Below are 22,081 nucleotides of genomic sequence, written 5' to 3' on the forward strand. Positions count from 1 at the left end.
CGATCGCACGGTGGTTCAGGCGGACCCGGGCGGCGGGGTGTCCAAGAGGGCCGCCAGGGCGGGTTCGTGGGCCGTCCAGAGGGTGTGGACGAGGGCCGCGGCACGGGCCGCGTAGGTGTCCGCCGGGTCGTCGTCCGGTTCCGTGCCGTCCAGCGACAGCGGGAAGTAGTCCCAGTCGGCACCCCAGTTGCCCCAGGGCGGCCTGGGGCGGCCGAGCAGGGGCTGCCGGGCCGGCGCCGGGTCCGCGAGCCATATGCCGTAGTAGGGCATGTTCTCCTGGCTCCAGTGGCTGTCGTCGCGGTGGCGGTGCTCGCGGACGGCGAAGCCGACTCCGGCCCGGGGCTCGCCCCGCCCGTCCGTCCAGCGCTCCCGGGTCAGCAGCACCACGCGGTCCTCGCGGAGCAGTCCGCCGCTGCCCTGCACCCGTTCCGTGCGCAGGACGACGCGGAGGCCGTCGTCCCCGGCGGTGGCGGGGTGCTGCCCGAGCACGTGGGCGGTGCGGTCGGGCAGTTCCCGCAGGACGGTCCAGGCAGCGGCCCGGGCGTCGTCGTAGGCGCGGGCGTCGCCGTGCCGCAGCCAGAAGCGTGCCGCGGCCCGGGCCGCGGCGTTGGTCCGGGTCAGCATCCCGAGGGTCTCCAGATAGTCGGCGGCGGTACGGCGGCCCACGGCAGCGGCGGCACCGGCCGGCTCCGGGGCCGTGGCGAGCGCGGCGCGCAGGTCGTGCGCGACGTCCCGCAGGCTCATCGGCACGAAGGCGGGGTCCACGGCGGGCGAGCCGTCGAGGGTGAGGTAGACGAAGAGCGGGATGCCGTGCGACGCGCGGAAGTGGCCCGCCAGGTCCGTGGTCTGGCCGGCGCCCTCCTGGGCGTCGATCTTCATCTCGATGACGACCGGTGTGCCGTCCAGCCGGACGACGAGGTCCGCGCGCCGGTCGCCGGGGCCGTCCACGCCCCGCAGGACGACTTCCCGCTCGACCCGGACCTCGCCCGCGTGCGGGGCCCCCGCCGGCCGCTCACGGCCCGCCCGGCGCAGGAACGCGTCCAGCAGCCGCGGGCCCAGTCCGTGCGAGCCGGCGGGGTCGAGCAGCCAGCCGACCATGCGACTGTGCGGGACCTCCCGCCGGCCCAGTCCGAGGATCTCCATGGCGGTGCCCGGCGGCGGGTTCCACAGGCCGGCGGCCGTCAGCCGCTCGACCTCCTCCGCCACGGCCGGCCAGTCCGCGCCCGCTTCCCCCATCAGCCCCTCCCCCGGCACCCGCCCGGCCTGCCCCGGCCCGTCGAGCGCTGGTCAGACCTTAAGCTACGGCGGCGCGGGCCGGGGTGCGGCGGGCGGCCGCCGTCAGGGCCAGGGTGACGCAGACCGAGGCCGCCGCCATCGCGCTCATCGCCGCCGCGGGCGAGGTGAACTGGGCCAGCGTGCCCGCCGCCGTCGCGCTCACGCCCTGGAGGGTGAGCCGGCCGGCCGAGTCCAGTCCCAGGGCCTGGCCGGTCATGCCGTCGGGGGTCAGCCGCATCAGCCGCTCCTGCTGGACCAGGCCCGCCGCGAAGCCGAAGGAGGCCACGGTCACACAGACCGCCGCCACCGCCAGCGGCGGACGCGCGGCGAACACCAGGTACGGCACCGCGAGCAGGAGCAGCAGCGGGGTAGCCAGGCGGGCGCGTACGGCGGCGGGGAGCAGCCGGCCGACCGTCACGTCCCCGGCGAACATGCCGAGCGCCCCGCACGCGAACAGGGTGCCGGCCGCGTGCGGGGCGTACGACACGTACAGCGACTCGCAGCCGACGACCATGCCGTTGGGCAGCCACAGGCCCAGGAAGGTCAGCCGGCGCGGCCGGGACGACCACAGCCGGGCGTTGGTGCGCCAGGTCGCCGCCGGTGACGGGCGGCCGCCGGCGCGGGGCGGCCGGGCGGTCAGGCCGCACCGCAGGACGAGGGCGGACGTCAGGTACAGGGCGGCCGCCAGCAGCAGGCAGGCGCGCGGGGAGAGGACGGCGAGCAGGGCGCCGCCGGTGGCGAACCCGGCGACCTGCGTCAGCCCGTTCGCCATGTTGAACAGCGAACGCCCCGGCAGATAGCCCTCCTTGGGGAGGATCTCGTTCAGCAGGCCCCAGCGCACCCCGCCGCCGAGCGAGGCGACCAGACCCAGCAGCAGGACGACGGCGAGGAGCGCGCCGGCCGGCAGACCGGGCAGCGCCTGGGCCGCCGTACCGGCCGCGAAGGCCAGGGCGATCGCGGACAGGGCCGTACGCGGCGGCAGCCGGTCGGCGCCGGAGAGCAGCACGGTGGCGCCCAGCATCTGGGCGAGCGAGGGGCCGAACATGCTCACCGACGCCAGCAGCGGGGAGCCGGTCGACCGGAACACGAGCGTGCCGAGCGCGAGGCCGCCGACGGTCTGCGCGGCGGTCTGCGCGGCCGAGCCGAGGAAGAGCGGGGTGAACTCCGGGGTACGGACGAGGGATCGGTAGCTGGGCATGGCCCGGAGTCTGGGCCGGGGCTCCGCGGACTCGTTATTGTTTCGCCGTGGCGCGAAAGGTCGTACGGGCAGGGTGGGAGGGGCCGTGGGGTGGTGGCAGCTCAACGCGGACACCCTCGCCCGCAGCCGGTTCGTCGTCTCGCCCCTCGCCGAGACCTTCGCCTGTCTGAAGCTGCTGCACGCGAACGCCGCCGCGCACCCCGGTGAACACGCGTGGCTGCGCGTCCACGGGCCCGCCTACCGGGCGTTGCTGGCGGCGGAGCCGGTGACCGCGCATCTGGTGCGGGCCGGGCTGGGCCGGGCCTGGATCGCCGACTTCCTGACGCCGGCCCCGCGCGGCGGGGAGCCGTTCGCGGCCGAGGTCGCCCGGGTCCGCGCGGTGGCGCCCGACGCGGCCCGCGACCATCTGCGCCTCTCCCTGGCGGGTCCGCTGCCCGCCGTGCTCGACCGGGACGACCTCACGGAGCGGGCCGCCTGCCTGCTGGAGTGGGTGTGGCGGGAGACGGTACGGCCGTCCTGGGAGCGGCGCCGGCGGGTGCTGGAGGCGGACGTGCTCGCGCGGACGGCGCGGATGGGCCGGGGCGGCTGGGCGGGCGTGCTGGACTCCCTGCGGCCCGGCGGCACCCGGTGGCTCGGGGGCGACCGGTTCCAGGTCAACCTGCACCCGTATCCGCCGCGGGAGATCTTCGACGCGGAGCTGGTGTTCGTGCCGGTGTCCCCGCAGCGGACGGGCTGGGTCGCCTGGGAGGGCCGGCAGCGGTACGCGGTGGTCTACCCCTGCGCCGGTGTCCTCGCCGGGGACGGCGGCCGTGCGGTGCCCGCCGCGCTGGGCGCGCTGCTCGGGGCCGGCCGGGCCGCCGTCCTGGTGCTCCTCGGCTCGCCCCTGAGCACCACCCAGCTGACCGCGGTGACCGGACAGGGCCTCGGTTCGGTCGGCCGGCACCTGAAGGTGCTGCGGGAAGCGGGGCTGGTGGAGCGGCGGCGGGCCGGGCGGTCGGTCCTGTACGTGCGGACGGCGGCCGGCGACATGCTGGCCGAGGCCGGACAGGGAGCGGGGGCGAGTGCGGCGCCCGGGACGGGGCTAGCATCCGGGCATGACGACTACTGAGCACAACGGCGCCCCGCTGGACGTGGAGATCGGCGCCCTCCAGGGCGGTTCCGCGGAGCTGCGGCGGTTCGCGGGGCAGGCCGTCCTCATCGTGAACGTGGCCTCCCGGTGCGGCCTGACCCCGCAGTACGCGGGACTTGAGGAACTCCAGAAGCGGTACGCGGAGCGCGGCTTCACCGTGCTCGGCGTGCCCTGCAACCAGTTCCTCGGGCAGGAGCCCGGCAGCGCCGAGGAGATCGCGCAGTTCTGCTCGGCCACGTACGGCGTGAGCTTCCCGCTGACCGAGAAGGTGGAGGTGAACGGAGAGGGCCGGCACCCGCTGTACGAGCGGCTGGTCGGTTTCGCCGACGCCGAGGGGCACAGCGGGGACATCCGCTGGAACTTCGAGAAGTTCCTCATCGGCCGGGACGGGACGGTGGTGGCCCGGTTCTCGCCGCAGACCGAGCCCGGGTCGGACGAGGTGGTCACCGCGATCGAGGCCCAGCTCGGCTGAGCCCCGGCTCGGGCTGAACCCCGCGTCGACTGAGCCCCGGCTCGGCTGGGCCCCGACGGACCCGGGCCCCGGCTCGGCTGGGCCCCGGGTCCGTCGGGGCCCCAGGGCCGGGTCCGCGCCCGGAGCGCGAGCCCTCTCGGCAAGGACGGCGACTGGTCGAGAGGGCCCGTTGGTGCTCGTGCGGTTGTCGCGGCCGGGGCCGGAGGGGAACCCTCAGACCTTGACCGAGGCCACGAAGGCGTTCCAGGCACCGGCGGGGAAGGCCAGGACCGGTCCCTCGGGGGTCTTGGAGTCACGGACGGCGAGTTCGGCGGCGGTGGGCGACTTGACCTCCACGCAGGCGCCGTTGCCCGCGGAATAGGAGGACTTCAACCACGTCTCCGACGCGCCCTGAATCAGTGCCATGACCACTCCTGTTGCGGTTGCGGTAGTGCGGTTCGCGCCAACCGTCTCGTCTGATTGGCGTGATCGACGCTACCGGTCAACCGCCCTTGGTGGAGCGGTCGTTCACTCGACCGGATGGCATATTCCAGGCGTGCTGGACGCCGGACCCGGCCGGCGGTGTACGATCCCGCGCCCGCTGCGCCTCCGCCTCAGCCGGCGTACCTTTTCGCCGCTTCCGCGATGAAGTGCCGGGACGCCTCCACATTGAGGGACTGTGCCCGCAAGTGCTCGTACATGACGGCGTACTTCTGCACGTCCTGCGCCTTCTCCAGGTACAGGTCGCTGGTCACGCCCTCCAGATAGACCACGCTGGAGTCGGCCGCGTCGGAGAACTCCAGGATCGCGTACTGCCCGTTGAGCCCCGGATGCGCGCCCACCTCGAAGGGCAGCACCTGCACGGTGACGTGCGGCAACTGGGACATCTCGATCAGGTGCTCCAGTTGCTCCCGCATGATCAGCCTGCTGCCCACGACCCGGCGCAGCGCGGCCTCGTCCAGCACCACCCACAGCCGCAGCGGGTTGTGGTCGGCGGTGACGCGTTCCTGGCGGCGCATCCGCACCTTGACCCGCTTGTCGATCTCCTCGGTCGACGTCTCCGGCAGCGCGCCCCGCACCAGCGCCTCGGCGTAGGAGCGGGTCTGCAACAGACCGGTCACCAACTGGGGTTCGTAGACCCGCAGCGACTCGGCGTCGGTCTCCAGGCCGATGTACACGCTGTACGGGATGTCCCCGAACGTGTGCCACCAGCCCTGCTGGCGGGAGTCCCGGGCCATCTCCATCAGCGAGTCCACGATGCGCTGGTCCTCGACCTCGTACACCCCGCACAGGTCGCGGACATCGCGCTGGCTGATGCTCCGCCGGCCGTTCTCCAGTCTGCTGATCTTCGACTGCGACACCAGCAGCCGTTCCGCCACCTCTTCGGCGGTCATGCCCTTGAGCTCGCGGAGCCTGCGCAGCTCCTGGCCCAGCCGGCGCCGCCTGACGGTGGGATTGACATTGGACGCCACGGGACGTGCACCTCCGGCAGCCTGCCTGCGACTTAACACTTTCCGTATCTGCTGTTGAGCAGACTGCCACCTAGGCGCTTTCCGCCGCTGGGAAACGGAGGATATGTGTGCCCCTTCGAACCGCCGGCCGGCCGGAACGCGGCCGAGCGGGACGGCGAGACCGCGAAGGTCTCACCGCCCCGCTCGGACCAGCGGCTCCCGGACCGGGTCTGTGCGAGCCGGGTGACGGCTCAGTGGGCCACGGCGCGCGCCATGGACCCGTGGTGCGGCTGCATCGGAACCCCGCGTGCGGGTTCCGTCGCGGGCCTGGCTCCGGGCGCGGCCGGACGGCCGGCCGCGGCGGGGCCCCGGCGCGGCTGGGCGGCCGCGCCGTTCTGCACGTCCATGACGGCGTGGGCCACGAGCCCGCCCATCGGATCGTGCCGGATCAGATCCCGCAGCCGGGACCGGGACGACCGTCCCTCGTTCCCCGGGTACAGGTGCTTGCCGAGCCCGACGGCGTGCGCCAGCGCGGCGAGCGCCGCGGTCCGCGGGTCCGGCGGTACGCCGGTGCGGATCGCGGAGTCCAGCCGGGAACGGATCTCCCGGCTGATGGCGGTGTCGGTCGCCTGGTAACGCGTCGTCGGCAGCACCCCGCACATCTGGCCGGCCACGGCGGCGACCATGCCGCACCGCTCCAGATGCGAGAGGTAGGTCTGTCTGAGCCCCAGCCGGGGCCCGCCGATCCAGTGGACGGCACGCACGGGAGCGCCACGCCTTCGCAGCAACTCCAACGCGCAGTCCAGAGTCGGATCTCCTGTCGGCCGTGGCACCACCACGGCGATACGATCCCCGTCTGGGGCTATCCGTCCGGCCAGCGCCAGCTCCACTAGCTGTGCACCGGCCAGACCGAGGTCGAGCGACTGCGGCTGCGCAGTGGTACCCGTGGCCGGGTCCAGTGCCAGCAGCAGAAGCTCCTCCGGAAGTGTTCTGCGGCTCCTGCCCATCCATGCCTCCCCGCGTGGATGAATGACAGGGTGACCCCTCTCACATTGGTCTGTCGAGGGCGCGTGACCGCTTCGTGGGGGAACCGGCAGGTATGTCGTTCTCGTCTACCGCAGGGGCCAAGCCCTCACACAGGACACTGGTACATGGTTCGGACAGGGCGCACACGTGGCGTGCGACGCATGGAGGAGGCATCGGTGGCGGGCGAGTCCCCCGACAGGTCGAAGCAGCGCGAGTCGTCGGCGGAACCGACGCCGCGGAGCGCGGGTTCGGTTCCCGAGGCACGCGATCCGCGTCTCGCGGTGGCCCGCGAAAAGGATTCCTCGGCCGGGGGTACGGACACGGCGACGAAGGTCCTGACGGTACGGTCCGAGGGGCCGGCCGGCGCCGAGGAGGCCGGCACGTCCGGCGAGGACCCGGAGCTGCGCGCGGCGGTCTCGGCGTGGGTCCGCGACCCGGCGGCCGACGCGACTGCAAAGCCGGCGGAGACGGAGACGTCGGCCGGGGCCGAGGGCTCTGCCAAGGAGAAGGCCGAGTCCGGGAGTTCGTCCGGCGCGGGCGAGGGTGCCGGGGAGGCCGGGGGCGCCGACACGGGCGCGAAGGCCGCCGCCGGCCCCCACACCGCGGCGGACGCGGGTTCTGACGGCGCCGACGAGGACGACACCGACGCGGACCCGGAGGACGAGCGGGAAGCGGAGGGCGCCGCCAAGTCGGGCACGGACGCGGGCGCCGACGCGGGTACGGGCGCCAAGTCGGGCGCGGATGCGGACGCCGACGCGGGCTCGGGTGCGCGTGCAAAGAGCACCGACACGAATGCGAAGACCGGTGCCGGTGCCGGAAGCAAGTCCGGTGCCGCCGCCAAGGGGGCTTCCGGCGCTGGTGCGGCCCGCAAGGGTGTTGCCGCCGCCAAGAGGCCCGCCGGGGCCGGTGCGCGGGGCAAGTCCGGGGCCGTTGCCAAGCCCGCCGACGCCAAGAGCCCCACCAAGGCCGACGCTGACGCCAAGTCCGGTGCCGGTGTGAAGACGACGTCCGGCGCTGGTGCGGCCGCCAAGGGCGCTCCCGCCGCCGAGACTCCCGCCGACGCTGCGACCGCCAAGAGCGCCGTCGGCAAGTCCGCTCCCGCTACCGAGCCCACCGCCGCCGAGGGCAAGGCCGGTGCCAAGGCGGCTGCCGACGCCGGTACGCCCGGCAAGAGCGCTGCCGCCACCGAGGCCCCCGCCAAGGCCGGCGGCAAGGCGACCGCCGACACCGACGCCAAGTCCGATGCCGGTGCTGGCGCCGGTGCCAAGACGACTGCCGACGCCGGTACGCCCGGCAAGAGCGCTGCCGCCACCAAGGCCGGTACCGACACCGACACCGGCACCGACGCCAAGTCCGGTGCCAATGCCAAGGCGGCTGCCGACGCCGAGGCCACCGGCACCAAGGGCGCCGCCGGCAAGCCCGCTCCCGCCGCGAAGCCCGCCGCCGGCAAGACCCCCGTCGCCCCCGGTCCCAAGGACCGCCCCAAGGCCTCCTCCGAGGCGGACGGCGGCGAAGAGGGAGGCAAGTCGGGCGGGGTCGATCAGCCGACCACCGTCTTCAAGGCCGTACAGCCCGGGAAGCCCGGCGTCGACCAGCCCACCACCATGCTCAAGCTGGGCGACGCCGGGTCCAGGCCGAAGCCCCGGCCCGCCGAGTCCGACGCCGAGCGCACCAGCAAGTTCGTCGCGCTGAAGGACGACATGCGCGCGGCCTCCAAGGCCGCCCCGGCGAAGACCGCGGCCAAGCCCGCGGCCGCGGCTGCCGCTCCCGCCGACGCCACGGCCGCCGTCCCGCAGGTCGGCCCGGAGCTCACCACCCAGCAGCCGCTGCCGCCCAAGCCGCCGCTGGACCTGCTGGCGGAGCTGACGAACACGCCGCCGCCTCCGGAGACCCCGGTCCGCACGCTGGTGCGCCGCGTCAAGATCTGGACCCCGCTGGTCCTGCTGCTGGTGATCGTGTTCGCGGTCGTCCAGGCGTTCCGCCCGCTGCCCGACCCCGGTCTCACGCTGACCGCCGAGGACACCTACACCTTCGACGGCGGCCGTACGCGGCTTCCGTGGCCGGGTGAGGGCCAGGGCTGGGTGGACGCGGACGGCATCGGCACGATGGACCACTTCGGCGAGCAGAAGCCGGTGGCCATCGGCTCGGTCGCCAAGACGATGACCGCCTACATCATCCTCAAGGACCACCCGCTGAAGCCGGGGCAGGACGGCCCGAAGATCAAGGTCGACAAGAAGGCGGAGAAGGAGGGCGGCTACGACAAGGACGGCGAGTCGACGCTGAACACCGTCAAGGCCGGCGACCACCTCACCGAGAAGGAGGCCCTGTCGGCCGTCATGATCCCGTCCGCGAACAACATCGCGCGGCTGCTCGCGCGCTGGGACGCGGGCTCGGAGGCGGCGTTCGTCAAGAAGATGAACGCCACCGCCCGGCAGCTCGGGATGACCGGCACGACGTACACGGACCCCTCGGGCCTGAAGGAGACCACCGTCTCCACGGCCGGGGACCAGGTGAAGCTGGGCCGGGCGGTCGTCCGGGTCCCGGCCCTGGTCGCCATCACCAGCGCGGCCAGTTGGACGGACCCGTCCGGCCGCAACTGGCCCAACTACAACGAGCTGCCGTACCGCATGGGCGCGATCGGCATCAAGACCGGCAGCACCACCGCGGCCGGCGGCAATCTGCTCTTCGCGTCCCGCAGGAAGGCCGGCGGGCAGACGGTGACGATCGTCGGCGCGATCCTCGGCCAGAACAAGGCGCCGATCCTCACCACGGCCAACGCGGTCAGCAAGACCGCGCTGCTCGCCGCCCAGTCCGCGCTGACCTCGACGAAGGTCCTGAAGAAGGGCGACGTGGTCGGCTATGTGGACGACCGGCTCGGCGGCCACACCCCGATCGTGGTCACGAAGGACGTCACGGCGGCCGGCTGGGCGGGCCTGAAGGTGCGGCTGTCCTTCGCCTCCGGGACGGTGCCGCACAGCGCGAAGGCCGGCACCCGGGTGGGCACACTCACCGTGGGTGACGGTTCGGCCGGTGCGGTCAAGGTGCCGGTGGCCCTCCAGCGGGATCTCGCCGAGCCGGGATTCGGCGCCAAGCTGACCCGCCTGGGCTGACCGCCGCCGCCCGGGCCCGCCCCCGCACCCCGTCGACGGAACCCCGCCCGGAGGTTCCGCGGCGGGGTGCGTGCTAGCGTCACGAATCGGGCAGGTCGCCGGTCAGGGGACGAGGCCGCGAACTGGACGGGAAGCGGCCGGGAACACGACGGGAAGCGGCCGGGAACAGAAAACGGGACACGGGGAGTGCCAACAGGTGGCCACAGCGGAGCCGACACGCGCCGACGACGCCGATCCGGGCCCGGGAGCCGGCTCGCGAATACGCCTGCCCGCGGCCGGCCCGGACCAGGGCTCCCGTGCGCGTTCCGCGCTGGAGGCGCTCAGGCAGCGGATGCTGCGGCACCCCGTCGTGTCGGTGACGGTCCTCGCGGGCGTCCTGCACATCATCTGGTTCTTCACCTTCGCGAACCCCGGCGGTGATCTCGCCGCGCAGGACGCGTGGGCGGAGTTCGTCGGCCGGCATCCGGACTCGGCGTACAACCTCGCCTGGTACGGCGGTATGCACCCGGTGTCGTACAGCGTGGTGTCGCCGTACCTGATGTCGGTCCTCGGCGTGCGGACGACGATGATGATCGCCGGGACGGTGTCGGCGGGCCTGCTGACGCTGATGCTGATCCGCAGCCGGGTGGTGCGGAACCCGCTGTGGGCCTCGCTCGCCGGCGTCTTCGCGTTCCTGTGCAACGCGATCTCCGGGCGGGTGACCTTCGGTCTCGGCACGATGTTCGCGCTCGGCGCGGTCGCCGCGGTGTTCTGCTGGCCGCACCGGTGGCGGCGCAGACGCTGGGCGAAGGCCCTGGTCGCCGCGCCGCTGGCCGCGCTCGCCACGATGTCCTCGCCGGTCGCGGGACTCTTCGTGGGTCTGGTCGCGGTCGCCCTGTTCCTGCAGAAGCGCCGGCCCGGCGCCTGGGCGCTGGGACTCGCGCCGTCCGCGGTGGTCGCGGTGTCGGCCTGGCTGTTCCCGTTCTCCGGCACCCAGCCGATGGGCATCGGCTCGGTGATCATGCCGTTGCTGTACGGGCTGCTGTGCCTGTTCCTGGTGCCGAAGCGGTGGGTGACCGTCCGGCTGACGGCCGCCGTCTACAGCGTCAGCGTGGTCCTGGTCTGGTTGATCAACTCGCAGATCGGCTCCAACATCTCGCGGCTGCCGATGATGTTCGCGGGCGCCGCCCTGATCGCGGCGCTGCCGTACACCGTGCCGAAGTCCCGGACCTGGTACCTGACCGTGCTGGCCTTCCTCGGCTTCGTCGGCTGGCTCGGCTTCAAGTCGGTGGACGACATCATCCACACCGCGCCGGCCGCGTCCTGGGCGCGGGAGCTGGCCCCGCTCGTCCACGAGCTGCAGAAGGGCGGCGCCGAGAAGGGCCGCGTCGAGGTGGTCCCGGCCCGCTCCCACCGGGAGGCGTCCGCGCTCGCGCCGTACGTCAACCTGGCCCGCGGCTGGAACCGGCAGGCCGACATGGAGCGCAACCCGCTCTTCTACGACGACACGCTGAACTCGGCGAACTACCACGAGTGGCTCCAGCGGTGGGCCGTGCACTACGTGGTGCTGCCCAAGGGCGACCCGGACGGGTCCGGCGGCGAGCGCGAGCGGGCGCTGCTGCGACGCGGGATGCCGTATCTGAAGCAGGTCTGGGGCGACGCCAACTGGCAGTTGTTCAAGGTGACCGACCCGGCGCCGCTCGCCGAGCCGAACGCGGTGGTGGACCGCGCGGACCAGGTCGAGATGACGCTGCGGGTGCGCGAGCCGGGGCGGGTCCTGGTGCGCATCCCCTACTCGCCGTGGCTGAGCGTCGTCGACGAGCACGGCAAGAGCGTGAAGCCGCCGGAGGCGTCCTCCGGTACGCCGAAGACCTACCGGAACGTCAACGGGTGTCTCACCGAGACACCGGAGGACGCCAACGGGGACCGGTGGACGGTGCTGGTGGCGCCGCGGGCCGGCACGTACCGGCTGGCCGCGCCGTACCAGTTGCCGCGCGGCACCCCGTGCCCCGACGAGCTGAAGTGACACCACCGGGCCCGGACGCGCACCGCGTCCGGGCCCGCGTGCACGCCGTGCCGGCCCAGGGCGGCGGACCGGCCTGTACGCCACCCTGATCCCCCGGTACAGCACCACTTTCAGCCGTTCATAAACATGAACTCCGACCAGCACAGCGAACGATTTTACCGTGACTTGACCTGACGCTCGCTTGTCGTGTTCACGTGGGCGGACCCACGATCGGGCTCATGAACAGTCTCGACTGGGCCGTGCTCATCGGCTACTTCGGTGTGATGGTCGCGATCGGCGTCTGGTCGCACAAGCGCGTCGACAACGTCTCGGACTTCTTCACGGCCGGCGGCAAGATGCCCTGGTGGCTCTCCGGCATCTCGCACCACATGTCGGGCTACAGCGCCGTGATGTTCACCGGGTACGCGGGCATCGCCTACACCTACGGCGTCACCTCCTTCGTCACCTGGTCCTTCCCCATCGCCCTCGGCATCGCCATCGGGTCGAAGCTGTTCGCGCCGCGCATCAACCGGCTCCGCTCCCGGCTCCACGTCGCCTCCCCGCTGGAGTACCTGAAGAACCGCTACAACCTGCCGACCCAGCAGGCGCTCGCCTGGTCCGGGCTGCTGCTGAAGATCGTGGACGTGGGCGCCAAATGGGCCGCCATCGCCACCCTGCTGTCGGTCTTCACCGGCGTCTCGCTGAACCAGGGCATCCTGATCACCGGCGCGATCACCGCGGTGTACTGCACGATCGGCGGCCTGTGGGCGGACGCGCTGACCGAGCTCGGCCAGTTCGTCATCCAGTTGCTGGCCGGCGTCTCCATGTTCATCGCGGTCGTGGTGAAGCTGGGCGACAAGAACATCGGCTTCCTCGACGCCTGGGACCAGCCCGCGCTGCACGGCCACGGCAAGCCGCTGGTCGGCCCGTACAGCGCGGTGTTCCTGCTGGCGTTCCTGTTCATCAAGCTCTTCGAGTACAACGGCGGCATGCTGAACCAGGCCCAGCGCTACATGGCCACCGGCAGCGCCCGCGAGGCCGAGCGGTCGGCCCGGCTGTCGGCGGTCCTGTGGCTGGTCTGGCCGGTCGTCCTGTTCTTCCCGATGTGGATGTCCCCGCTGCTGGTGCACGCGCAGAAGCCGGACGGCTCCGACTCCTACGGCCTGATGACCGAGCAGCTGCTGCCGCACGGCCTGCTGGGCCTGGTCATCGTCGGGTTCTTCTCGCACACCATGGCCATGTGCTCCTCCGACGCGAACGCGATCGCGGCCGTGTTCACCCGGGACCTCGCGCCGGTGCTGTCGGCCCGGGCGCGGGGCTGGGGCGAGCGTTCGGGACTGATCGCGGCCCGGGTCACCACGGTCGTCTTCCTCGGTCTGTCGATGGCGGTCGCGACCCAGGTCAACTCGCCCGCGTTCAAGGACATCATCACGGTCGTCATCAAGTGGGTCGCCGGTCTGATGGGACCGATCGCGATCCCGATGATGCTCGGTCTGCTCCGCCCGTTCCGCCGCTCCGGACCGACGGCCGCGCTCACTAGCTGGGCGGTGGGCCTGCTGGCCTTCTGGCTGGTCAACTACCCCATCAGCTGGCAGGTGGCCGGCGGGGTGCCGCTCCAGTACCAGGTCTCGGTGCCGCTCGCGGTGTCCCTGGTGCTGTACATCCTGATCGGCTTCCTGAAGCCGGAGGACACCCCGGACCGGCTGGCCGTCATCGAGCAGGTCAACACGGACGGGGGCGGGAGGGCGGCGGTGCCGGTGCCGGCCGTCGCGGGGGACGACGTGGTCGGAGCGCCGTAGCCGGGCGGTGACGGGCGGGCAGCCCGCTCCCCGCCGTAGCCGGGCGGTGTCCGGCGGGCAGCCGGCTCCCGGTGCGGGCGGCGCGGGTCTCAGGCCCGCGGATAGCGGGCCAGCCACCCCGGTGACGCCCCCGTGGGGCCGTGCAACGCCGGTCCCTGGGTCATCTCCAGGGCGAAGTCGTCGGCGAGTTCGAGCATCGTCGGGCGGCCCTCCAGCTCGGCCAGCCAGGCCGGGGGCAGGGCCGTCTCGCCGTGCAGGGCGCCCAGGAGGCCGCCGGTGAGGGCGCCGGCCGCCGCCGACGGGCCGCTCTGGTTCACCGCCAGGCACAGCCCGTGCCGGACGTCCTCCCCGACCAGCGCGCAGTACACGGCGGCGGCCAGCAGCCCGTCCGCCGTGCCGTCGCCGGCCAGTTCCTCCACCCGGTCCGCGGTGGGCACGCCCTGCCGTACCACGCCGAGCGCGTGCCGCAGGGCGTCGGAGACCGGCTCGTGGCCGGGGCGGTCGGCCAGCAGCGCGAGCGCCCGCCGCACCGCGCCCTCCAGGCTGTCGCCCCGGGCCAGGGAGTGCACGATCACGGCGTACGCGCCCGCCGCGAGATACGCCAGGGGATGGCCGTGGGTCTGGGCCGCGCACTCCACGGCGAGCTGGACGACGAGCTGCGGCTCCCAGCCGACCAGCAGCCCGAACGGCGCCGACCGGGCCACCGCCTCCGGGCCCGGCTCCCGCGGGTTCTTCGGGGAGTCCGGCGTGCCCATCGTCCGGTCGCCGAAGCCGAGGAGCAGCGCGCGGGTCGGGTCGCGGCGGGCGTACAGCCACTCCTCGCGGGCCAGCCACCCGTCGTCCTCGCGGCGCTCGTCGGGCCCCCAGTCCCGCTGGGTGGCCGCCCAGCGCAGGTACGCCCGGTGCAGATCGGTCGGCGGATGCCAGGCGCCGGTGTCCCGGCGGACCTGCGCGCGTATCAGCCCGTCCATGGTGAACAGGGTCAGCTGGGTGTGGTGGGTGACGGCGCCGCGCCGGCCGTGGCCGACGGCCAGGTCCAGCAGTCCCGCACCGCCGTACGCGGCCCGGATCTCCGCCAGGGACAGCGCGTCGGCGGGCCCGCCCAGCGCGTCGCCCACCGCGACCCCGAGCAGCGTGCCGCGCACCCGGCTGCGGAAGTCCTGCTGCTCGGCGCGGCCCCAGACGGCACCGGACGTCACACCCACCAGACCTCCCACAGCACCGCCGTCCGTACGACGCCCAGCACTGTAATCGACCGGGAACGGCCCGTTCAGTGGGACAAAAGCGCCCCCTCGCGGCAATCCCGCCCAGCTCGCCCGGACCGGCGCGTGGCCGCACTCTGGCTCGATGCGCACGCCGTGCGGTGCGGGTGCGTCGGGCAGAATCCAGCCATGACCACGACCCCCGCCCGCCGCACCGGCCCCGGCCTCGCCGCCGGTGTGCTCACCGGCATACTCGCCCTCTACATCGCCCTGGTCGCCCTCGGGAACATCACCGACTTCGGGACGAACCAGCAGTTCGTCCGGCATGTGCTGGCGATGGACACGACGTTCCGGGACGACCGTCTGATGTGGCGGGCCGTCACCAGCACGGCACTGGAGGACACCGCGTACGTCCTCATCATCGTGTGGGAGAGCGTGGCGGCCCTGCTGCTGATCGCCGGCACCTGGCTGTGGGCGCGGGGCAGGACCGCGCCGGCCCGGCGCTGGTCGACCTACGGGCTGCTGATGCTGATGCTGCTCTTCGGCGCCGGGTTCATCGCCGTCGGCGGCGAGTGGTTCGCCATGTGGCAGTCCAAGTCGTGGAACGGCCTTGACGCGGCCACCCGGATCTTCCTGATCAGCGGGGTGGCGCTGATCGTCAACCACCTGCCCGGCCGGCCGGCCGACGCTAGCTGACGACGGCCACCCGCGTGCCCTGATCGCCGAAGGACCACAGCGCGGCTCCGTCCTCCTTGTGGAGGCGGATGCCGCCCAGCTTCTGGCCGTTCGCCGGCGGCGGGGACGAGCCGTCCAGCGCGTTGGAGAAGGCGACGTTCACGCCGTCCGCCTTGGTGAAGTACATGACGTGCTCGATCTCCACGCCGTCCGAGCCCTTGAGGGACTGGGTGCGCAGGGTGATCGAGTAGCGGCCGGGCTGCGGGGCCACCGTGCCCGGCCACACCGCGAAGGTGCGGACCGGCTTGCCGGTCGCGTCGACCAGCCAGACCCGCTGCGCGCCGAGCGAGTAGACGATCCGCCGGCCCTCGCCGGAGTCCTCCGGGAGGGCGGGCGCGGCCGGTGCCTCGGGGGCGGCGCTCGCGTGCGGGCTCGCCGACGCCGACGGGCCGGGCCGGGCGACGGCGGCCGTGGGATGCGGCCCGTGGTCCGCCTGCACGGCGAGGGCGACGACGGCCGCGGTCGCCCCCGCCGTCAGACCGGTGACCCAGGCCCACGAGGGCAGTCGGGCAGCCACGGGACGCATCTCCTCCGCTACGGGTCCCCGTCCAGGATCGGGGGTCGGATCATCGTACTCAGTCCCGGCAGACGGCTCAGTCCAGGACCGGCAGCAGCTCCGGCAGGTGCCCGTCGGAGGTCTCGGCCGCCCGCTGCCGTTCCTCGGGGACCTCGCCGTAGAGCGTGGTGCGCGGCTTCGCGGGGCGGCCGGCCGCCTCCGCCACCGCGACCAGGTCACGGACCGACTTGTACGAGCCGTAGGAGGAGCCCGCCATCCGGGAGATCGTCTCCTCCATCAGGGTCCCGCCGAGGTCGTTCGCCCCGGACCGGAGCATCTCCGCCGCCCCCTCCGTGCCCAGTTTGACCCAGCTCGTCTGGATGTTGGGGATCCAGGGGTGCAGCAGGAGGCGGGCCATCGCCGTCACCGCCCGGTTGTCCCGCGTGGTCGGGCCGGGCCGGGCGATGCCGGCCAGGTACACCGGGGCGTTGGTGTGGATGAAGGGCAGGGTCACGAACTCCGTGAAGCCGCCCGTCTCCTGCTGGAGTGCGGCCAGCGTGCGCAGGTGGCCGAGCCAGTGCCGGGGCTGGTCCACGTGTCCGTACATCATCGTGGAGGACGAGCGCAGGCCCAGTTCGTGCGCGGTCCTGATCACCTCGATCCAGGTGGCCGTGGGCAGCTTGCCCTTGGTCAGCACCCAGCGCACCTCGTCGTCCAGGATCTCCGCGGCCGTGCCCGGGATGGAGTCGAGCCCGGCCTCCTTGGCGGCGGTCAGCCAGTCGCGGATCGACAGGCCGGTGCGGGTCGCGCCGTTGACCACCTCCATGGGCGAGAAGGCGTGCACGTGCATGCCGGGCACCCGCTCCTTGACCGCCTTGGCGATGTCGAAGTACGCCGTCCCGGGCAGGTCGGGGTGGATGCCGCCCTGCATGCACACCTCGACCGCGCCGACCTCCCACGCCTGCTGGGCGCGGTCCGCGACCTGCTCCAGCGAGAGCGTGTAGGCGTCCGCGTCGGTGCGGCGCTGCGCGAAGGCGCAGAACCGGCAGCCGGTGTAGCAGACGTTGGTGAAGTTGATGTTGCGGGTGACGATGTAGGTCACGTCGTCGCCGACCGCCGACCTGCGCACGTCGTCGGCCACCCGGCACAGCGCGTCCAGCGCCGGGCCGTCCGCGTGCAGCAGGGCGAGGGCCTCGGCGTCCGTCAGCCGGGTCGGGTCGTCGGCGGCCGTGCGCAGCGCCTCGCGCACATCGGCGTCGATCCGCTCCGGGACCATGCCGGGGGCCGCCGCCTCGCGCAGCGCCTCCCAGTCGCCGTACACCTCGTCGAAGTCGGCGCGCCGGTCGCCGGTGCGGCCCTCGGTGTCGATGGCCGTGTGCAGGTCCGTGCGGCCGGCGGCGGTGAACGCCTCCTCCGGTTCCTGCCAGGGCCGGCCCTCCACCACCGCGTCCGGGCGGGCGAGGCCCGTCTCCGGGTCGGCGAGGGCGGTCACGTGCGGGCGCAGCCGCGGGTCCAGCCAGGGCTCGCCGCGGCGCACGAACTCCGGGTAGACGCAGAGGCGTTCGCGCAGTGCGAAGCCGGCCGCCCGGGAGCGCTCGGCCAGTTCCTCGATCTGCGGCCAGGGGCGTTCGGGGTTGACGTGGTCGATGGTGAGCGGCGAGACGCCGCCCCAGTCGTCGATGCCGGCGCCGATCAGCCGCTCGTACTCGGCGTCCACCAGGTTCGGCGGGGCCTGGAGGCAGGCGCTCGGGCCCATGAGGTGCCGGGCGACGGCCACCGTGGCGACCAGGTCGTCCAGTTCGGCGTCCGGCATGCCGCGCATCGCCGTGTCCGGCTTGGCGCGGAAGTTCTGGATGATCAGTTCCTGGATGCCGTGGTAGGAGCGGGCCACCTTGCGGAGCGCGAACAGCGACTCCGCGCGCTCCTCGTACGTCTCGCCGATGCCGATCAGCAGGCCGGAGGTGAACGGCACGGAGGAACGGCCGGCGTCCTCCAGCACCCGCAGCCGCACGGCGGGTTCCTTGTCCGGGGAGCCGAAGTGCGGGCCGCCGGGCTCGGACCAGAGCCGGGTGGCGGTGGTCTCCAGCATCATGCCCATGCTCGGCGCGACCGGCTTCAGCCGCTGGAAGTCCGTCCAGGTCATGACGCCCGGGTTGAGGTGGGGCAGCAGGCCGGTCTCCTCCAGGATGCGGATGGAGATGGCGCGGACGTAGGCGATGGTGTCGTCGTAGCCGTGCGCGTCGAGCCACTCGCGCGCCTCGGGCCAGCGGTCCTCGGGCTTGTCGCCGAGGGTGATCAGGGCTTCCTTGCAGCCGAGGGCGGCGCCCTTGCGGGCGATGTCCAGCACCTCGTCCGGGGACAGGAACATCCCGTGCCCGGCGCGGCGCAGCTTTCCGGGCACGGTGGCGAAGGTGCAGTAGTGGCACTTGTCCCGGCACAGCCGGGTGAGCGGGACGAAGACACTCTTCGAGTACGTGATGACGCCGGGCCGGCCCGCCGCCTCGAGGCCCGCGTCCCGCACCCGGGCCGCCGACGCGGCGAGGTCCGTCAGGTCCTCACCGCGCGCCTGGAGCAGCACCGCCGCCTCGGCGACGTCGAGGGTGACGCCGTCCCGGGCGCGTTTGAGGGCGCGACGCATGGAGTTCTCGGTCGGGCCGGTTCCGGAGGTCGCGGAAGCAGTCATCTCTTGAGCATACGTTCGCGGTGATCACCCCCGCGGCGTACCGGCACCGGGAGCGGAGCGCCGCCGCCGGGCGCACGGCGCCCGCGACGCGCAGGGGGTCAGTGGACGGTGACCGTGAAGGTGTGGAAGGCGGCGCCCGCGTGCGCGTGTGGGACGCCGGTCAGGGTGGGGGGGGAGAGGACGCCGGGCCGCCGGGGTGGCGCGGTCGCCGGGATCGGGTCCGGTGCAGGTGTCCAGCGGGCAGTGCAGCAGCCGTACCGTGGTCCTGCCCCGCGCCAGGGCGGTGAAGTCGAAGGACCGGGTGGCGCCGCTGGTGCCGGCGTCCTCGCCGCCGGTCCGCGATGTCACTCGCCACCCCCGTCCGGTGCCCGTCATGGCCCGCCCGCGACGGCCGGACGGCACCGGCGGCGCCGGCGACGGCGGGGCGGCCGGGATGCGAAGACCGTGTGAGGGCCTTGTGCACCGCGGCCCCCGCCCTGTGATCGGCGTCTCGCACGGCTGACGCAACCGCCCCGAACAAGGCAAACTGACGGAGTTGTTCGTGACGCCGAGGGGGACGAACGCATGGACGGTGGGCCGCGAGTACCCGAGCAGCGGCGCGCCCGCTCCGCGGTCACCGCGGAGACCGGCGCGCTGCGCTTCGGCGTGCTCGGTCCGGTGCGGGCCTGGCGCGGCGAGCAGGCGCTCGGCACGGGCTCCCCGCAGCAGCGCGCCCTGCTGGCCGCCCTGCTGCTGCGCGAGGGCCGTACGGCCACGGCGGCCGAGCTGATCGACGCGCTGTGGGGATCGGAGCCGCCGTCGCAGGCGCTGGCGGCGGTGCGCACCTACGCGTCCCGGCTGCGGAAGGTCCTGGACCCCGGGGTCCTGGTCAGCGAGTCCGGCGGCTACGCCGTCCGCGGGCTCGGCGAGGGCGCCCTGGACGTGACGGTCGCGCAGGACCTGGCGGCGGCGGCGGAGAAGGCGCGCGCGGCGGGCGACCCGGGCCGGGCCCGGACGCTGCTCAACCAGGCCCTGGCCCTGTGGGACGGCGAGCCGCTGGCCGGTGTGCCGGGACCGTACGCCGAGGGCCAGCGGGCCCGGCTGGAGGAGTGGCGCCTCGGCCTGCTGGAGAACCGGCTCGACCTGGACCTGGAGCAGGGCTGCCACGCCGAGGCGGTCTCCGAGCTGACGGCGCTGACCGCGGCGCACCCGCTGCGCGAGCGCCTGCGCGAACTGCTGATGCTCGCGCTGTACCGCAGCGGACGCCAGGCCGAGGCCCTGGCCGTGTACGCCGACACCCGCCGGCTGCTGGCCGAGGAGCTGGGCGTCGACCCGCGCCCGGGCCTCAGCGACCTCCAGCAGCGCATCCTCCAGGCGGACCCCGCCCTGGCGGAACCCTCCGCTCCGGCCAGCGAGCCGGCCGGGGCGCTCGTCCGCCCGGCCCAGTTGCCCGCCACCGTGCCCGACTTCACCGGCCGCGCCTCCGTCGTGGCGGAGCTGAGCGCGGTGCTGTCCTCCGGATCCGAGTCGGAGGGCCGGGTGATGGCGGTGTCCGCCCTGGCCGGCATCGGCGGCGTCGGCAAGACCACGCTGGCCGTGCACGTGGCCCACCGCGCCCGGTCCGCCTTCCCCGACGGCCAGTTGTACGTGGACCTCCAGGGCGCGGGCCCGCGCCCGGCCGAACCGGAGACGGTGCTCGGCTCGTTCCTGCGGGCGCTCGGCACGGCCGACACGGCGATACCGGACAGCCTGGAGGAACGGGCGGCGCTCTACCGCTCCGTCCTGGACGGCCGCCGGGTGCTCGTGCTGCTGGACAACGCCAAGGACGCGGCCCAGGTACGGCCGCTGCTGCCCGGCACGGAGGGCTGCGCGGCCCTCGTCACCTCCCGGGTGCGGATGCTGGACCTGGCCGGCGCGCATCTGGTCGACCTCGACGTGATGTCCCCGGAGGAGGCGCTCGCCCTCTTCACCAAGATCGTGGGCGAGGAGCGGGTGGCGGCGGAGCGGGAGGCCGCCCTGGACGTGGTCGCCGCCTGCGGCTTCCTGCCGCTGGCGATCCGCATCGCCGCCTCCCGCCTGGCGGCCCGCCGCACCTGGACGGTCTCGGTGCTGGCCGCCAAGCTGGCCGACGAACGCCGCCGCCTGGACGAACTCCAGGCGGGCGACCTCGCGGTGAAGGCCACGTTCGAACTCGGCTACGGCCAGCTGGAACCGCCCCAGGCGCGGGCCTTCTGCCTGCTGGGCCTGGCGGACGGCCCGGACATCTCCCTGGCGGCCGCGGCGGCCGTCCTGGACCTGCCCCCGGAGGACACGGAAGACCTGCTGGAGTCCCTGGTGGACACCTCCCTGCTGGAGTCGGCGGCCCCGGGCCGCTACCGCTTCCACGACCTGGTCCGGCTGTACGCCCGGGCCTGCGCGGAACGGGACGAGGCGCCGGCCGGCGAACGGGAGGCGGCCATGTCCCGGCTGCTGGACTTCTATCTGGCCACGACCGCGGGCGTGTACGCGATCGAGCAGCCCCGGGACCGTCTCATCGACAACCTGGAGACCACCCGCTATCCGGGACTGCGCTTCAGCGAGGGACCGGCGGCCCTGGACTGGCTGTACACGGAGGCGGCCTCGCTCCTCGCCTGCGTACGGCAGGCCGCGGGGACCGCGAGGCTGCGGCGGGCCGTCGACCTGCTGTGGGTGGCGAAGGACCTGACCGAGTCGGGAGCCAGTTCCTACCAGTACGAGATGACGGCGCGGGCCGCCTGCGAGGCCACCCGCGCCCTGGGGGACGTATGGGCGGAGGGCAGGGCGCGCACGGTGCTCAGCGACGTCCTGCTGGTCTCCGGCCGCATCCGGCAGTCCGAGGAGGAGGCCCGCGTCGCCCTGCAGCTCGCGGACAGCGTCCGGGACGCCACCGCCGTTAGCTGGGTGGCCAACAACCGGGGCCTCATCTGCCTGCACGAGGGCCGCTTCGCCGACGGCAAGGCCTTCTTCGACCAGGCCCTCGAAGGGCTGCGGGCAGCGGGGAACCGGCCCTTCGAAGCCACCGTCCTCGGCAACCTCTCCCGGGCCTACCTCGGCATGGGCGAGATCGCCAAGGCCGTCGAGATCGCGCGGCGCGGCCTCGCGGCGCACAGCGAGATCGGCCGGTCGGTGCGCCTGGCCAACAGCCACTTCGCGCTGGGCGTCGCGCTGACCCAGGCCGGCCACCACCCGGAGGCGCTCGACGAGTTCTGCCGTGCCCTGGGCATCTTCCACGACCACCGGCAACGGCTGTGGGAAGGCGTGACCAACTACCGGATCGCCCAAGTCCACTTGGCCACGCTCCGCCCCACCCAGGCCGCGCAGCACGCCGAACTGGCCCTCAACCTCGGGTGCATCGGCGGCGACCGGATGCGCGGGAACGTCCTGACGCTGCTGGGACGGGCACTGAGCGGACTGGGACAGCTGGACCGGGCCCAGGCCTGCTGGCGCGAGGCCCTGAACCTGTACGAGTCGAGCGGCGCCCCGGAGGCCGAGGACGTACGCCGGCTCGTCACGACGGCGTCCGACAGATGACCGGCGCCGCCGCG

Annotated in this window: 15 protein-coding genes; 7 read left to right on the plus strand and 8 right to left on the minus strand. The window is 73.6% G+C overall.

Features of this window, described 5'->3' with window-relative positions; all coding sequences use genetic code 11:
• Positions 1 to 15 precede the first annotated feature (15 nt).
• A complete protein-coding gene (locus tag ACZ4SV_RS24070) occupies positions 16 to 1,236 on the minus strand; it encodes a PD-(D/E)XK nuclease family protein (RefSeq protein WP_468006352.1) in 1,221 nt (406 codons plus the stop codon).
• Positions 1,237 to 1,294: 58 nt separating this feature from the next.
• The gene (locus tag ACZ4SV_RS24075; RefSeq protein WP_468006353.1) at positions 1,295 to 2,473 is read right to left on the minus strand and encodes an MFS transporter; all 1,179 of its coding nucleotides are present in this window, start codon (positions 2,471 to 2,473) and stop codon (positions 1,295 to 1,297) included.
• Positions 2,474 to 2,558: 85 nt separating this feature from the next.
• Between ACZ4SV_RS24075 and ACZ4SV_RS24080 the strand changes: the two genes are divergently transcribed.
• On the plus strand, positions 2,559 to 3,581 hold the full coding sequence (locus tag ACZ4SV_RS24080; protein ID WP_468006354.1) for a helix-turn-helix domain-containing protein: 1,023 nt from the start codon (positions 2,559 to 2,561) through the stop codon (positions 3,579 to 3,581).
• Positions 3,568 to 4,074, plus strand: coding sequence for a glutathione peroxidase (locus ACZ4SV_RS24085; protein WP_365872527.1), 507 nt, complete (start codon positions 3,568 to 3,570; stop codon positions 4,072 to 4,074). Before ACZ4SV_RS24080 ends, ACZ4SV_RS24085 begins: the two co-directional genes overlap by 14 nt.
• A gap of 213 nt (positions 4,075 to 4,287) precedes the next feature.
• Here ACZ4SV_RS24085 and ACZ4SV_RS24090 read toward each other — a convergent pair whose 3' ends face one another.
• The 3 genes from ACZ4SV_RS24090 to ACZ4SV_RS24100 form a co-directional block, all read right to left on the minus strand.
• Entirely contained in the window at positions 4,288 to 4,479 is a 192-nt protein-coding gene (locus tag ACZ4SV_RS24090) for a DUF397 domain-containing protein (RefSeq protein WP_468006355.1), read from the minus strand.
• Positions 4,480 to 4,667: 188 nt separating this feature from the next.
• Entirely contained in the window at positions 4,668 to 5,525 is an 858-nt protein-coding gene (locus tag ACZ4SV_RS24095; protein ID WP_468006356.1) for a helix-turn-helix domain-containing protein, read from the minus strand.
• Between the two features lie 230 nt (positions 5,526 to 5,755).
• The gene (locus ACZ4SV_RS24100) at positions 5,756 to 6,511 is read right to left on the minus strand and encodes a GOLPH3/VPS74 family protein (RefSeq protein WP_468006357.1); all 756 of its coding nucleotides are present in this window, start codon (positions 6,509 to 6,511) and stop codon (positions 5,756 to 5,758) included.
• A 180-nt stretch (positions 6,512 to 6,691) separates the two neighbouring features.
• On the opposite strand from ACZ4SV_RS24100, the gene ACZ4SV_RS24105 reads away from it, so the two are divergent.
• From ACZ4SV_RS24105 to ACZ4SV_RS24115, 3 genes are all read left to right on the plus strand, one after another.
• The gene (locus tag ACZ4SV_RS24105) at positions 6,692 to 9,640 is read left to right on the plus strand and encodes a D-alanyl-D-alanine carboxypeptidase (RefSeq protein WP_468006358.1); all 2,949 of its coding nucleotides are present in this window, start codon (positions 6,692 to 6,694) and stop codon (positions 9,638 to 9,640) included.
• 196 nt (positions 9,641 to 9,836) lie between these two features.
• Positions 9,837 to 11,645: an MFS transporter gene (locus tag ACZ4SV_RS24110; RefSeq protein WP_468006359.1), complete on the plus strand. Its 1,809-nt coding sequence runs from the start codon at positions 9,837 to 9,839 to the stop codon at positions 11,643 to 11,645.
• Between the two features lie 218 nt (positions 11,646 to 11,863).
• Positions 11,864 to 13,423 (plus strand): sodium:solute symporter family protein, encoded by a 1,560-nt coding sequence (locus ACZ4SV_RS24115; protein ID WP_468006360.1) that lies wholly within the window; start codon positions 11,864 to 11,866, stop codon positions 13,421 to 13,423.
• 89 nt (positions 13,424 to 13,512) lie between these two features.
• On the opposite strand, the gene ACZ4SV_RS24120 is transcribed toward ACZ4SV_RS24115, so the two are convergent.
• Positions 13,513 to 14,628, minus strand: a complete 1,116-nt coding sequence (locus ACZ4SV_RS24120; RefSeq protein ID WP_468006361.1) for an ADP-ribosylglycohydrolase family protein — start codon at positions 14,626 to 14,628, stop codon at positions 13,513 to 13,515.
• Between the two features lie 186 nt (positions 14,629 to 14,814).
• On the opposite strand from ACZ4SV_RS24120, the gene ACZ4SV_RS24125 reads away from it, so the two are divergent.
• On the plus strand, positions 14,815 to 15,321 hold the full coding sequence (locus ACZ4SV_RS24125) for a DUF2165 domain-containing protein (protein ID WP_365872511.1): 507 nt from the start codon (positions 14,815 to 14,817) through the stop codon (positions 15,319 to 15,321).
• Here ACZ4SV_RS24125 and ACZ4SV_RS24130 read toward each other — a convergent pair.
• Both ACZ4SV_RS24130 and ACZ4SV_RS24135 read right to left on the minus strand, forming a co-directional pair.
• Positions 15,314 to 15,877, minus strand: coding sequence for a hypothetical protein (locus tag ACZ4SV_RS24130; protein ID WP_397937732.1), 564 nt, complete (start codon positions 15,875 to 15,877; stop codon positions 15,314 to 15,316). The genes ACZ4SV_RS24125 and ACZ4SV_RS24130 overlap by 8 nt on opposite strands.
• Before the next feature lie 76 nt (positions 15,878 to 15,953).
• Positions 15,954 to 18,539, minus strand: a complete 2,586-nt coding sequence (locus tag ACZ4SV_RS24135) for a bifunctional FO biosynthesis protein CofGH (RefSeq protein WP_468006362.1) — start codon at positions 18,537 to 18,539, stop codon at positions 15,954 to 15,956.
• 564 nt (positions 18,540 to 19,103) lie between these two features.
• Between ACZ4SV_RS24135 and afsR the strand changes: the two genes are divergently transcribed.
• Complete coding sequence (gene afsR, locus ACZ4SV_RS24140; RefSeq protein ID WP_365872503.1) at positions 19,104 to 22,067, plus strand: SARP-family global regulator AfsR; 2,964 nt, start codon at positions 19,104 to 19,106, stop codon at positions 22,065 to 22,067.
• The last annotated feature ends 14 nt before the right edge of the window (positions 22,068 to 22,081 follow it).

The sequence above is a fragment of the Streptomyces sp. NPDC027672 genome (genome assembly GCF_055566335.1).

Bases quoted from the DNA above. Each gene is read 5' to 3' on its own strand.
- ACZ4SV_RS24070 (WP_468006352.1), bottom strand. From the start codon at position 1,236: ATGGGGGAAGCGGGCGCGGACTGGCCGGCCGTGGCGGAGGAGGTCGAG.
- ACZ4SV_RS24075 (WP_468006353.1), bottom strand. From the start codon at position 2,473: ATGCCCAGCTACCGATCCCTCGTCCGTACCCCGGAGTTCACCCCGCTC.
- ACZ4SV_RS24085 (WP_365872527.1), top strand. From the start codon at position 3,568: ATGACGACTACTGAGCACAACGGCGCCCCGCTGGACGTGGAGATCGGC.
- ACZ4SV_RS24090 (WP_468006355.1), bottom strand. From the start codon at position 4,479: ATGGCACTGATTCAGGGCGCGTCGGAGACGTGGTTGAAGTCCTCCTAT.
- ACZ4SV_RS24100 (WP_468006357.1), bottom strand. From the start codon at position 6,511: ATGGGCAGGAGCCGCAGAACACTTCCGGAGGAGCTTCTGCTGCTGGCA.
- ACZ4SV_RS24105 (WP_468006358.1), top strand. From the start codon at position 6,692: ATGGAGGAGGCATCGGTGGCGGGCGAGTCCCCCGACAGGTCGAAGCAG.
- ACZ4SV_RS24115 (WP_468006360.1), top strand. From the start codon at position 11,864: ATGAACAGTCTCGACTGGGCCGTGCTCATCGGCTACTTCGGTGTGATG.
- ACZ4SV_RS24125 (WP_365872511.1), top strand. From the start codon at position 14,815: ATGACCACGACCCCCGCCCGCCGCACCGGCCCCGGCCTCGCCGCCGGT.
- ACZ4SV_RS24135 (WP_468006362.1), bottom strand. From the start codon at position 18,539: ATGACTGCTTCCGCGACCTCCGGAACCGGCCCGACCGAGAACTCCATG.
- afsR (WP_365872503.1), top strand. From the start codon at position 19,104: ATGGACGGTGGGCCGCGAGTACCCGAGCAGCGGCGCGCCCGCTCCGCG.